Annotated in this window: 12 protein-coding genes; all 12 read left to right on the forward strand. The window is 38.9% G+C overall.

Annotation, left to right across the window (positions count from 1 at the left end):
- Positions 1–228: 228 nt before the first annotated feature.
- The gene (tviB, locus tag NB463_RS06075; RefSeq protein WP_258431517.1) at positions 229–1,509 is read left to right on the forward strand and encodes a Vi polysaccharide biosynthesis UDP-N-acetylglucosamine C-6 dehydrogenase TviB; all 1,281 of its coding nucleotides are present in this window, start codon (positions 229–231) and stop codon (positions 1,507–1,509) included.
- Positions 1,510–1,552: 43 nt separating this feature from the next.
- Positions 1,553–1,927: a four helix bundle protein gene (locus tag NB463_RS06080; RefSeq protein WP_258431516.1), complete on the forward strand. Its 375-nt coding sequence runs from the start codon at positions 1,553–1,555 to the stop codon at positions 1,925–1,927.
- Between the two features lie 80 nt (positions 1,928–2,007).
- The gene (locus NB463_RS06085; RefSeq protein ID WP_258431515.1) at positions 2,008–3,036 is read left to right on the forward strand and encodes an NAD-dependent epimerase/dehydratase family protein; all 1,029 of its coding nucleotides are present in this window, start codon (positions 2,008–2,010) and stop codon (positions 3,034–3,036) included.
- A gap of 84 nt (positions 3,037–3,120) precedes the next feature.
- A complete protein-coding gene (locus tag NB463_RS06090) occupies positions 3,121–4,347 on the forward strand; it encodes an oligosaccharide flippase family protein (RefSeq protein WP_258515972.1) in 1,227 nt (408 codons plus the stop codon).
- 9 nt (positions 4,348–4,356) lie between these two features.
- Entirely contained in the window at positions 4,357–5,454 is a 1,098-nt protein-coding gene (locus NB463_RS06095; RefSeq protein ID WP_258515973.1) for a glycosyltransferase, read from the forward strand.
- Entirely contained in the window at positions 5,451–6,806 is a 1,356-nt protein-coding gene (locus tag NB463_RS06100; protein ID WP_258430560.1) for a phenylacetate--CoA ligase family protein, read from the forward strand. The genes NB463_RS06095 and NB463_RS06100 overlap by 4 nt, the downstream gene beginning before the upstream one ends.
- Position 6,807: 1 nt before the next feature.
- Entirely contained in the window at positions 6,808–7,968 is a 1,161-nt protein-coding gene (locus NB463_RS06105) for a hypothetical protein (protein ID WP_258515974.1), read from the forward strand.
- A complete protein-coding gene (locus NB463_RS06110) occupies positions 7,961–9,097 on the forward strand; it encodes a glycosyltransferase family 4 protein (protein WP_258432533.1) in 1,137 nt (378 codons plus the stop codon). The genes NB463_RS06105 and NB463_RS06110 overlap by 8 nt, the downstream gene beginning before the upstream one ends.
- On the forward strand, positions 9,081–9,692 hold the full coding sequence (locus NB463_RS06115) for a sugar transferase (protein WP_258432532.1): 612 nt from the start codon (positions 9,081–9,083) through the stop codon (positions 9,690–9,692). The genes NB463_RS06110 and NB463_RS06115 overlap by 17 nt, the downstream gene beginning before the upstream one ends.
- On the forward strand, positions 9,685–10,314 hold the full coding sequence (locus tag NB463_RS06120) for an acetyltransferase (protein WP_258432531.1): 630 nt from the start codon (positions 9,685–9,687) through the stop codon (positions 10,312–10,314). Before NB463_RS06115 ends, NB463_RS06120 begins: the two co-directional genes overlap by 8 nt.
- A 33-nt stretch (positions 10,315–10,347) precedes the next feature.
- Complete coding sequence (locus NB463_RS06125; RefSeq protein ID WP_258432530.1) at positions 10,348–11,523, forward strand: DegT/DnrJ/EryC1/StrS family aminotransferase; 1,176 nt, start codon at positions 10,348–10,350, stop codon at positions 11,521–11,523.
- 281 nt (positions 11,524–11,804) lie between these two features.
- Positions 11,805–13,793: a polysaccharide biosynthesis protein gene (locus NB463_RS06130; RefSeq protein ID WP_258432529.1), complete on the forward strand. Its 1,989-nt coding sequence runs from the start codon at positions 11,805–11,807 to the stop codon at positions 13,791–13,793.
- Positions 13,794–13,890: the final 97 nt, after the last annotated feature.

Here is a 13,890-nt window from a genome sequence, read left to right on the forward strand (position 1 = left end):
GTATCTAGTTCCGTAGAGTGTTCTCGTTGCACATATACTCATGTGCTCTATCAACTTGTCTACGGCATGCCTAAAACATCCATATTCGCTATTCGAATACAAATCACTCTTACAAGTATTAAGAACTTCTCAAGGGATGCCCTGTGCGTCCTTCGTCTATCTACGCCTTTGGTTACCCTAACCAGACCTAAAGGCGTTCTAAAAATCTAAACTTGCTAGGAACTAAAAATGAACTTTTCATTAGAAAACGCCAGAGTTGGCATCATTGGCTTAGGTTACGTTGGTTTACCACTTGCAGTGGAATTTGGCAAAAAATCACCAACGATTGGCTTCGATATCAACCAAGACCGTATCGATGAACTCTCTGCCGGACGCGATAGCACATTAGAATGCAGCGATAATGAATTAGCAGAAGCAAAGTACCTTTCTTATACTTCCTCTCTTCAAGAACTCAAAGAGTGCAATGTTTACATTGTTACCGTTCCTACTCCAATTGACGAACACAAACAACCGGATTTAACGCCTCTTATTAAAGCTTCAGAAGCGTTGGGTACAGTAGTAAATCAGGGCGATATCATCGTTTATGAATCAACCGTATACCCAGGTGCAACAGAAGAAGATTGTATTCCCGTTGTTGAGCGTGTTTCTGGCCTTAAGTTTAACCAAGACTTTTTCGCAGGCTACTCTCCAGAGCGAATCAACCCGGGTGATAAAGAACACCGAGTCACGAACATTCTTAAAGTAACAAGTGGCTCAACGCCAGAAGTCGCAGAATTTGTCGACCAGCTATACAAAACCATCATCACTGCAGGTACACACAAAGCGTCATCTATAAAAGTTGCCGAAGCTGCAAAAGTAATTGAAAACACACAGCGTGATGTAAACATTGCATTAATCAACGAGCTATCAATCATCTTCAACAAGCTTGGTATCGATACGCTAGAAGTGTTAGAAGCGGCAGGCACTAAATGGAACTTCTTACCATTCCGTCCAGGTTTGGTAGGCGGTCACTGTATTGGTGTTGATCCGTACTACCTAACGCATAAAGCGCAAGCAGTAGGCTACCATCCTGAAATGATTTTGGCTGGCCGACGCCTAAACGATGGTATGGGGCAATACGTTGTTTCTCAGCTGGTGAAAAAAATGCTGAAAAAACGTATTCACGTAGAAGGCGCAAACGTACTTGTTATGGGCCTAACATTTAAAGAAAACTGCCCAGACCTACGCAATACCAAAGTGGTGGATATTATCTCTGAGCTAAAAGAGTACAACATCAACGTCGATGTTATGGACCCTTGGTGTTCAAATGATGAAGCGCAGCATGAATATGGCTTAACACTTTGCGAAAAAGAAAAGCAAGGCCATTACGACGCGATCATCATGGCGGTATCTCATAACGAATTTAAAGAAATGGGTGTTGAGAAAATTCGTACTTTGGGTAAAGCAGAACACGTATTGTACGACCTGAAATACGTTCTAGATAAAGAAAGCGTAGATATGCGTTTGTAAGGAAGGTCCTAGGGCCTAGAAGCCATAACCTCAGAGCCGAGCCATGAAATTCGAGCAATTAGACGTTTGGAAGCGTTCATCACGTTTGGCGAGTAACGTCTATAAACTCATGCGAGATTGCCAAGATTATGGCTTTAAAGATCAAATAACGCGATCAGCTTTATCTGTTCCCTCTAATATCGCAGAAGGTCTTGAAAGAGAAACTGCGAAAGAAGAATCAAGGTTTCTCTATTACGCAAAAGGCTCGTTAGGTGAACTCCTTACGCAAACCTATATTGGCATCGATATAGGTTACATCGATAAAGAAAGTGGCTTATTCATTGTTGCAGAATGCAAAGAGATAGCAGCAATGATCGCCGCTTTGATTAAAATCCGGAAAGGTTTTGTTAGGGAAGAAAAGGAAGATTATGTTTCCTAGACCCTAGACCCTAGACCCTAGACCCTAGACCCTAGACCCTAGACCCTAGACCCTAGACCTTCCCCACACGGAAAAACACAATGACCAAATACGAACAAATCCAACAAGAACTAGTTGAATCACCAAAGACGTGGTTAGTAACGGGTGTTGCGGGCTTTATTGGCTCAAACCTACTGGAAAAATTACTCAAGCTTGATCAAACCGTAGTGGGTTTAGATAACTTCGCAACAGGCCATCAACACAACTTAGATGAAGTAAAAAGCCTAGTAAGTGAAGCACAGTGGGATCGTTTTACCTTTATTGAAGGAGACATCCGAGAGCCGAAAACATGCCAACAAGCCGTAAAAGGTGTTGATTACGTACTACACCAAGCAGCACTTGGTTCTGTACCACGCTCTATCGCTGATCCACTAACGACAAACGCAGCGAACATCACCGGCTTCTTAAATATGCTGGATGCAGCAAAAGAAGAAGGGGTAAGCAGCTTTACTTATGCTGCGAGCAGCTCGACATACGGTGACCATCCAGCACTACCTAAAGTGGAAGAAAATATTGGTAAGCCGCTTTCTCCTTATGCAGTCACTAAATACGTAAACGAGCTTTATGCCGGTGTATACGCCCGCACTTACGGTTTTAAAACGATAGGGCTTCGTTATTTCAATGTATTTGGCCGTCGACAAGATCCAAACGGCGCTTACGCTGCGGTAATTCCGAAATGGACAGCGGCAATGATCAATGGCGAAGACGTCTACATTAATGGTGATGGCGAAACAAGCCGAGATTTTTGCTACATCGACAACGTAGTACAAATGAACCTGTTAGCAGCAACAGCGGAAGAAGATGCAAAAGACGAAGTGTATAACGTCGCCGTTGGTGACAGAACTACGTTGAATGACCTGTACTATGCAATTAAAAATGCGCTGAACGAGAATGATGTTGTCGTGAATGCTGAGCCTATTTATCGAGAGTTTCGTGCTGGTGATGTAAGGCATTCTCAAGCAGATATAAATAAAGCTGAGCAAAAATTATGCTATCAGCCTAAATTTAGAATTTTTCAAGGAGTTAATAAATCTATGCCTTGGTACAAAGATTTTCTTAATGCTTTATGATTATAAGTCAGGTTAAAGTGGTTTTATTTTATAAAAATCACTCATTTGATTTAGTGTTGAAATTGACTTTTCAAGGTTGTGGTGATGGGGGTTGATTCTAGAAAAAGTAAAGAAAGGGTTTTGTTCGGTAATTTTGCGGCTCTTTCTATTCTTAAAGTTTATAACTTAATAATACCATTTGTTACGTTGCCATACTTAATTAAAATTCTAGATTTTAGTACGTATGGCGTGATAGTGTTATCGCTATCACTAAATCAATATTTCCACACGTTTACAACATATGGTTTTAATTATACAGCAACAAGAGATATTGCAAGACATCGGCATAGTGAGAATCAATTAAGTTATATATATATCAAGTATCTATCTGCCACGTTGTTACTTTTGTGTATATCTTTAATTTTTTATTTTGTAGTTATAAATTTAGTGCCTTCTTTCAAAGGTAATTTATTGATTTTTTCTTTGTCTGCAATTGTTCTTGTCGGAAACTCTCTATTTCCTGAATGGTTTTTTAGAGGGGTTGAAAAAATGTATTTCATTACCATTTTAGATGTCTCAGTAAAAACTATTTTAACTGTTGGAGTTTTTGTTTTTATTCATGAGGAGGCTGATTCTTGGAAATACCCTGTAATATTAGGTTTAGGCTATATCATAGTATCATTGTTTTCTCACTATATTATTATTAAAAGGTTTGTTAATAGGATACATGTCATTCCATTAAAATGGGTAAAAAAATGTCTTGTTGATGGCTATCCAATATTTTTAAATCAATTTGTACCTAATTTTTATAATAATACTACAGGTGTTTTGATCGGAGTCTTGCTCGGTAATTATTATGCAGGAATATTTGGGGCTATTAGACAGGTTGTTAACCTGTTAAACGTTTTTAATTCTGTTGTTACGAGTGTATTTTTCCCTTACCTTATTAAAAATGGTAATTCTTTTAGAGCATATAGCAGGTATTACTCATTCTTATTCTTTATCATATGTATATTTTTTATTTCTATTCTCCCCTATATTCTTGAATATATTGGTGTTAACCCAAAGACTTACCTCTTAACAGCTTGTTACCTTGTTTTTGGTGTGTATTTTTATTCTATATTTAATGTTTTTGGTACCAACTATTTACTAAGGCTTGGTTTCGATAAACTTGTTATGCGTATAGTTGTTTTCTGTTCTTTACTAGGTTTTGTTCTTTCTTGGGGATTAATAAGTTATTTAGGCATTGAAGGAGGCTCTATTAACATTGCATTCTGTCAATTCCTAATGGGAAGCCTGTCTATTTTATTTTATAAGAGAAAGTTAATTTAGAGAATCAAGATGAAACATATTATACATGTAATTTCAAGTTTAAATGTTGGTGGGGCGGAGTTAATGCTAAAACGCTTAATTGAGAATGATAAGATTAATACCCACTCTGTCATTACCCTTTTAAATGGAGGTGTGTTGAAAAACGAATTTGAAGCAACAGGAGTAAGGGTTATAAGCCTATGTATTAATCGACACTTAGATATTCCTTTTTCTATATTTAAATTACGTAAAATAATAAAAGGTTTAAACCCTGACGTAGTACAAACCTGGATGTATCATTCTGACTTTCTTGGAGGAATAGCTGCAAGAACACTTGGTATTGATAAAGTAGTTTGGAATGTTAGAAACACAGACCTTAAAGCAAGAGGCAAAAGAAACTTTGCGTTTAGAAAAATCTGTGGTTTTTTTTCTAGAGTCATCCCAGATGAAATAGTTTATGTCTCTGAATCTGCAAGAGTGAGTCATGAGAAAGAAGGTTTCGATTCATCAAAGTCAGTTGTTATTTATAATGGATTTGATACGGAAAAATATAAATATTCTAAAAGATTGAGGGATAATCTTAGAAAAGAAATGAATGTTGATGATAAAGATATCTTAGTTTTCTCTGTTGGCCGTTATGCTGATGCTAAAGATCATAAAAGTTTTATTGATGTGATCAAAGGTCTTCGAAGTCATAATGTAAAAGGAGTAATGATCGGGAGGGAGATGGATTACAATAATGAAGAAATTACTAAATATATAAATTGTGATAATGATCTATTTTTACTTATGGGTGAAAGAGACAATGTCCATGAGTTGTTATCTTCAGCAGATATTTTCTGCCTACACTCTATAACAGAAGGGTTTCCTAATGTTTTAGGTGAGGCTATGAGTGTAGGACTACCTTGTATTACTACAAGAGCTGGTGATGCTGAACACATCCTTAATAATCACTTGTATACATGTGAAGTAGGAAACGTATCACAAATGATGGATAGAATTTTAACATTATCTCGAATTTCACAGATTGATAGAGTTAATATTGGGAAAGTAAACCGTGAAAGAATTATATCTAACTTTACATTATCTAAAACAATAACCGACTATCAAAAGGTATATTCAAGATGACTATGGGTTACTTTAAAAATATATTTATTAAATATTCTCCTGTTTTTATTCAAAACATTTTAATATCAATTTATAATAGTCGATTATATCAAGTTCGCCATTCTGGAATATATAGGGAAAAGTTTGAGTATTATAAAAACTTGGATGGTTTAACTTTGGACGAGGCTAAAGAAATTCAACGCAAAAAACTGAACGATTTTTTGACTTTCGCCACAAAAAATTCGTCTTGGTATGAGAAGTTTTCTGATTATAATAGCCTTAGTCAATTTCCTATTTTAACAAAAGAAGAATTGATTAATAATCTGGATAAAATTAAAACGATACCAGATGAAAAAGGAATTGTAAGTTATACTGGTGGCACTACAGGTGCGTCATTAAAAGTAATATATACTGAAAGCGATATGCAGGAGCGTTTTGCAATACTAGATAGCTTTCGAGCAATATATGGGTATAAGTTGGGAAGTAAAGTAGCTTGGTTTAGCGGTAAAGAAATTGTAAGTAAAAATAAAAGCGTAAAATTTCATCGCGATGATTATATTAACAAAATTAGATTTTTCTCTACTTTCCATATAAATAAAGAAAACTTTGACTTTTATTGGAAGGCTCTAAAGGATTTTTCTCCTGAGTTTATTGTTGGTTTTCCGTCAAGTTTATATGAAATATGTCTGATTGCTAAGTCGAGAAACCTGAAATTAGATACTAAAGTAAAAGTTTTTTTTCCTACAGCAGAAACGGTGTTACCTGTTCATCGAGAACTTATAAAAGAAATTTTAGGCTGTGTTTTAATAGACCAATACGCTTCATCAGAGGGGGCTCCTTTTATACTAGAATGCAAAGAAGGGAAGAAGCATTTACAGCTTTTGTCTGGTGTCTTTGAAGTAGTAGATGAAAAAAATCAACCTGCAAAAAGTGGTGAGCTAATTGTAACTTCATTTAACACCCACGGCACGCCATTAATACGCTATAAGATAGGTGATAGGGTTACTTTAGGTGATAGTTCAGAAACTTGCAAATGTGGTTCACCATTTCCAATCGTTGAATCTATAGAAGGAAGAAATACGGATTATATAGAGTCACCTCAATATGGAAAAGTAAATCTTGGAAATATAAGTAATGCTACGAAGGGCATTGAGGGAATAATACAGTTTCAAATTATACAATATAAGATAAATAGTGTCGAAGTAAGATTGGTTGTGAGTGAATGTTTTGATAAGTTAAACAAAACCAAGTTTATCGAAGCTTTGAAAGTAAGGTTCGGAGATGAGATGTTTATAGATATTATTATTGTTGATAATATTGAAAAAGAAAATAGTGGAAAATTTCGAATAGTTAAGCGCATGTTGGAAGTGTGATATGCTTAATGACGTCTACGATTTGTTATCTTGTTTTTTTGTTTTTGTTTCTGGCCTCATGATAGTATCATCATTCCGAAATTTTGTTGGGATCAAATTATATCGTGCTTGGGTTTTGTATATTTGGCATTCTATATTTTGTATTATATATGCATCGTATATTTTAAAGTTTGGTGGTGATGCATTTGCATATTATGAAAAAAGTCTTAGTTTTAAATTAGGTGGGTATGTGCCTAATGGTTATTTTGGCACTCCAGCTGTGGTTAAGATACTGATTCCATTTACTAATTACTTTTCTTTTTCTTTCTTGGCTTCTTGCTTGGTTTTTAATATATTTGGTTCGATAGGGCTTGTGTTCTTGGATGCATCGATAAAGAACGTCGTACCGGACTCGTCAACAAAAGTTAAACAACTGGCATCATTAGTTGTATTTCTACCTTCAATTAGCTTTTGGTCTTCCGGCGTTGGTAAAGATGCTATCTCATTTATGTCTGTATGTTTAGTTTGCTGGGCAGTAATGAGTATAAAAAAAAGATTTTTATTGTTGGTTTTCTCTATATTAATAATGCTTTTGGTAAGGCCTCATATAGCTGGGGTTATTACTATAGCACTACTTTTTTCTTATTTTTTTAATAAAGAGCTCCCTCTGATAACTAAAGTTTTTTTGATTTCTTTTTCTTTCTTATGTATCTCTTTTTTAATTCCATTTTCTCTCAAATATGCAGGTATAGATGGTGGCGTTAGTGTAAGCTCAGTGACAGATTATGTTGATCATAGGCAAACTCTAAACTCTCAAGGCGGTAGTAGTATAGATATATCTAGTATGTCCTTTCTTGAACAGGTTTTCTCTTATTTATATAGACCTCTTCCGTTTGATGCCCATAATTTAACAGCTCTTCATTCTTCTTTAGAGAATGTTTTTATTCTTATAATTACTATGTTTTCTTTTTTTTTGTTATTTAAAATAAAATTGAGTAATATTGATTTCAAATTTCCTGTATTGTTTCACTTTTCATATATAATTGGTGGGTTGTCTATCCTTGCATCAACTACGGCTAACCTCGGGATCGCGGTTCGACAAAAGTGGATGATTATGCCATTTTTGCTTTTAATATTATTCAGTATATTAAATGGCCATAAAAAGGAAAACTTTAATGAGTAGATTAAGTCTTATCGTAATGGGCGCACTTCCATCGTCTTTGTTTAATTTTCGAGGTGAACTTATTAAAGCTCTTTCCAGTCAAGACTTAAATGTGATTGCAGCTGCTGGACATGCTTCTGATATTGAAGTTGAAACGATATTATCTCTTGGAGCTCGCAGATTTATTTCAGTTTTTATTGAAAGGAATGGTCTTAATCCTTTTAGTGATATCAGAACAATCTTATCCATTACTAGCTTATATTCTAATGTGTCGCCATCTATTGTTCTTGCATATACGATCAAACCTATAATTTGGGGTGGCCTCGCAGCAAGATTTGCAAACGTCGAGTCTTTTTACGCGATGATCACGGGTCTTGGCTATGCTTTTCAAAAAGGTGGGGTGGCAAAGAACTTACTCAACACTCTCGTTAAATTCCTGTACCGTTCAGCATTGAAGAAGTCTAAAGGCGTTATTTTTCAAAACAGAGACAATATGCAAGTCTTTATTGATGAGGGCATTGTCCCAAAAGAAAAATGTTTTCTCGTAAATGGTTCGGGGGTCGATCTCAGCCATTACAGCTTATCTCCTTTACCTTCTACTCCACACTTTCTGTTAATTGCCCGGTTACTAGGCGATAAAGGGATAAGAGAATACGCTCAAGCTGCTAAGTTAGTTAAGCAGAAGTATCCTGAAGCGGTATTTGAGTTAGTTGGCCCTGAAGACCCATCTCCTGATGGTATCAAGCTTGATGAGGTTCACCAATGGACTGAGTCGGGAGCGATTAAATACAGTGGCGCAACCACCGATGTGCGTCCATTTATTGAAAACTGCGCTATTTATGTACTGCCCTCTTATCATGAAGGAATGCCTCGTACAGTGTTAGAGGCGATGGCGATGGGTAGACCAATCTTAACCACGGATGTACCAGGTTGTAGAGAAACGGTAATTGATGGCGAAAATGGTTGGTTAGTTGAAAAAGCCAATGCAGAACAGCTTGCAGAAAAAATGATCTGGTTTATCGAGAACCAAGACAAGTGGCAGGAAATGGGCAAAAGCAGTCACGATATGGCATATGAAAAATTTGATGTCCATAAAGTTAACGCGGAAATTTTAAAAATCATGGGATTATCTAATGAAAAGGATGTTTGATTTCACGGCTTCTTTATTTGCCCTTATTTTGCTTTCGCCAATTATCGCGCTCGTGGCTTGGAAAATACGTAAGAACTTAGGCTCGCCAGTGTTGTTTCGTCAAACACGTCCTGGTTTGCATGGCAAACCATTTGAAATGGTTAAGTTCCGTACCATGAAAGATGCGGTCGATTCACAAGGAAATCCACTTCCTGATTCCGAGCGAATGACTCCGTTCGGAGACAAATTGAGAAACTCGAGCCTCGATGAGCTTCCGGAGTTGTGGAACGTATTGAAAGGTGAGATGAGTTTAGTGGGGCCACGTCCTTTATTAATGCAGTACTTACCGCTTTATAGTAAAGAGCAAGCAAGACGTCACGAAGTCAGGCCTGGCGTAACAGGCTGGGCTCAAATTAATGGGCGTAATGCGATTAGTTGGGAAGATAAGTTTAAGCTCGATGTCTGGTATGTCGATAATCGTAACCTATGGCTAGATATCAAAATTCTGTTCCTAACCGTTAAAAAAGTGTTTGTGAAGGAAGGAATATCGGCAGATGGCCATGTCACGATAGAACCTTTTACTGGTCAATCAAAGCAGAGCGAAGTCCATGAATAGAACTTGCGCAATTTTAGGCGCTAGTGGTCACGGGAAAGTCGTTGCTGAAATTGCGGAGCTAAATGGTTATACAAACATTGAGTTTTTTGATGATCGCTGGCCAGAGTTGCAAAATGTTGAGCATTGGCCAGTCAAAGGGAATTCCGAAACCTTGTTAAAGATAGCGGCGCAGTTTGATCTAACGGTGATAGCAATCGGCAATAATAAAATCAGGTTAGAAAAGCAGAAGCAACTGAGTATAGCTGGCGCTAAGTTCTCTGTACTAGAGCACCCTAGGGCCACAATTAGTCGGCATAGTCAGCTTGATAAAGGTACGGTGGTCATGGCTGGTGCTGTCATCAATCCTTTTGTCAAAGTTGGTAAAGCATGCATTATTAACACGGCCTCAACGATAGATCATGACTGCCATTTAGCGGATGGCGTTCATGTTAGCCCTGGTTGTAATCTTGCGGGCGGGGTAACTGTCGGGGAAGGTTCTTGGCTCGGTATCGGAAGCCAAGTTAAACAACTTATTTCCATTGGTACGGGCGTAATGGTAGGAGCCGGCGCGACTGTCCTGAACCATGTACCAGACTTGCAAACTGTTGTGGGTACACCTGCACAGCTCGTAAACTCAAAATAACATTCTCAGAATAATTTTTATTTAGGTGACATCGTGCTTAATACTCCATTTTCTCCATGGCCTTCTTTTACTCAAGAAGAAGCCGACGCAGTTAGTCGTGTACTACTGTCAAACAAAGTAAACTACTGGACGGGTAGTGAGTGTCGTGAGTTCGAAAAAGAATTCGCAGCTTGGATTGGATGTGATCATGCTATTGCACTAAGCAATGGTACCCTTGCACTCGATGTCGCGCTTAAAGCGTTAGCGATTGGTGAAGGGGACGAGGTCATTACGACGCCTAGAACGTTTCTTGCTTCTGCGTCTTCTATTGTTACGGCTGGCGCCAACCCTGTGTTCGCGGATGTGGATCTCAATAGCCAAGCCATCACGGTAGAGTCAATTGAAGCGGTGCTAACCCCTAAGACGAAAGCAGTCATCGTTGTTCATTTAGCTGGCATGCCTGCAGAAATGGATGCCATTATGGCACTTTCAGAAAAACATGGTTTTTTTGTTATTGAAGATTGTGCCCAAGCACATGGCGCAAAATACAAAGATCGTAGTGTTGGCACAATTGGTCACATTGGTGCTTGGTCATTCTGTCAAGATAAGATCATGACTACAGGCGGTGAAGGTGGCATGGTGACCACGAATGATAAAGATTTGTGGTCAAAAATGTGGTCTTACAAAGATCATGGTAAAAACTATGACGCGATTTATAACCGTCAACATCCACCGGGCTTTCGCTGGTTGCACGACAGCTTTGGAACCAACTGGCGTATGACTGAGCTACAAGCCGTGGTTGGTCGTATTCAATTGGCTCGCATGTCAGAATGGACGGCAAAACGTCAAGCCAATGCGGCACAAATCGATGAGGCGGTTGCAGATCTCAATATCGTTCGCCGTGTTCACGTGCCTGAGCATTCGCAGCACGCAGAATACAAACACTACCTATTTGTTGAGCCTAAACATTTGGCAGAGGGCTGGACCAGAGATCGCATTGTGGAAACCATTGTAGAACGTGGCGTTCCGGCTTATCAGGGGAGCTGTTCTGAGGTGTATTTAGAAAAAGCATTTGATAATACGCCATGGCGACCAGAAAAACGCCTACCAAATGCGGTGCAGTTAGGTGAAACCAGTTTGATGTTTTTGGTCCATCCGACATTAACACCAGAAGAAGTGGCTAAAACCAGCTGCGTGATCCGTGAAGTGTTGTTAGAGGCGCAGAAGTAAACCCGTTCAGTCTGAGTGGGATGCATAAATAACAATGCCTTAACGCATCGTTATCTATAATTTTTTCCTACCAATGCGTCCCACCACTTGATGAAAAATGTAAAACGTCTGTTACGCATATTGCTTAAAAGATGCGATGCAGCGAGATAATATGCAAATAATGGTTCTATACATAATCATCAGGTTGTATAATCTTTGCTCAGGCTATCTCATAACATTAACTAGCATTACCACCAAACTCTTAAAAAATAAACTTGGGGTAATGAGGCTTACATACTGTCATGATTGAAAATAATTCCAAACTTAACGTCATTTGGTCTTTACCGAGATATCAAAAGCGCCTTATTAGTATCGGAGTGGATTTCTTTATTATCTCTGCTGCTTTTATGTTTGCTTATTGGTCTCGCATCGGTGAGTTCCGTCCACTTCCAGATACAAGCAGTCACAACGTATTGCTTGCCACCGTTGTTTGTACCCTTGCTGTCTTTGTCGCGTTTGGCCTCTACCGAGCAGTATTACGCTATTTAGGCTTTCATGTGCTGGCAGTCGTCGGGTTGGGTACTATTTTATCTGCGCTTTGTGTGGCCAGTTTTGCTTTCGCATTCGATGCTCAATTACCACGCTCGATTCCTTTTATTTATGCCGCTTTTCTAGCAATAGGGGTAGGGACTAGCCGTCTGTTAGTAAGAAGTTTGGTTGCTCAATCGGTACATAAGGCCGGAGATCCAGTCCTCATTTATGGTGCAGGTAGTGCTGGTCGTGAGCTTGCGTTTGCGCTGCGACAATCAGAAACCTACCGAGTTATCGGCTTTGTGGATGAAGATAAAACCCTGCAAAACACAATGTTAATGGGTTATCGAGTCTATACCGCAGATAATGCGATAAAGGCGATCAGAAAGCATGAAGTGAAAAAAATCTTACTTGCCATTCCTAGCGCTTCGAATAAACGCCGTAAGGAGGTTTTGGATCGAATCTCTAAACTTCCGGTTGAAATCCAAACCGTTCCTGATATGAAAGATATCCTTACGGGTAAGGCGAAAATTGATGAACTGAAAGAGGTTCCGATTGGTGATTTGTTAGGTCGTGATCCTGTTCAGCCGCAACAAGTATTAATGGAAGCAAACATCAAGAACCAAGTGGTCATGGTGACGGGAGCTGGTGGCTCAATTGGTTCTGAGTTATGTCGTCAGATTTTGAACTACTCACCAAAGTCATTGATCTTATTTGAGCTGTCTGAGTTTGCCTTGTATCAGGTTCACAGTGAGCTAAGCCAAATCATCAAGGCTAAGAAGTTAAACATTGTAGTCGTGCCTCTAGTTGGCTCTGTACAGCGACAAAATCGCTTAGAAACCACCATGAAGGCGTTTGAAGTGGACACGGTTTACCATGCCGCGGCGTACAAACATGTTCCGCTTGTGGAGTACAACGTTGTTGAGGGGGTGCGAAACAATGTATTTGGCACTTACTACACCGCACAAGCCGCGATTGATGCTGGTGTGAAGAATTTCGTTCTCATTTCTACTGATAAAGCCGTTAGACCAACGAACGTGATGGGTGCGACTAAACGCATGGCTGAGTTGGGTTTACAAGCGTTGGCGGAGCAACAAAATCGAATTCGTGAGGGTAACCCAAATCTTGGCACGCGCTTTTGTATGGTGCGCTTTGGTAATGTACTGGGTTCGTCAGGTTCGGTAATTCCTGTATTCAAAAGACAAATTGAAAAGCGAGAGCCTATTACGGTTACCCATAAAGATATTACGCGATACTTTATGACGATCCCGGAAGCTGCTCAGTTGGTCATTCAAGCTGGGGCAATGGGTAAAGGTGGCGATGTATTTGTTCTCGATATGGGGGAGCCTGTTAAGATTGTCGATCTAGCGAAGAATTTGGTTTACTTATCCGGCCTTGAAGTCAAAGATAAAAACAATCCTCATGGCGATATAGAAATTCTCTTCACAGGTTTGAGGCCTGGAGAGAAGTTATATGAAGAGCTGTTGATTGGGGATGATAATGTTTCCGAAACGGCACATGCTCGCATTATGACAGCCAAAGAAAGTTACTTGCCATTGAAAGAGTATGAGACCTTGATCGACAAGCTCGATGTTGCTTGCCACAACTTCCAACACGAAGTGATTCGTCGTTTACTGCTCGAGGCCCCTACAGGTTTTAACCCAGTAGATGGCATTGAAGATCTTGTATGGAAGCAAAATACTCGCACTGCGGAGTTATATACTTTTGAACCAAAGCAAAGTAATGCAAGTGAAACTTGATGCTTTTATTTGATTGGTAAATAATAGAAAAATTAATAAGATATGCTTTCGTGATGCTCGTTGTGGAGATTTACCTATGACGAGCCCAGTATCGGCA

Origin of the sequence: Vibrio sp. RM-41-2B, assembly GCF_024744415.1 — a bacterium.
In the GTDB taxonomy this organism is placed as follows: domain Bacteria; phylum Pseudomonadota; class Gammaproteobacteria; order Enterobacterales; family Vibrionaceae; genus Vibrio; species Vibrio diabolicus.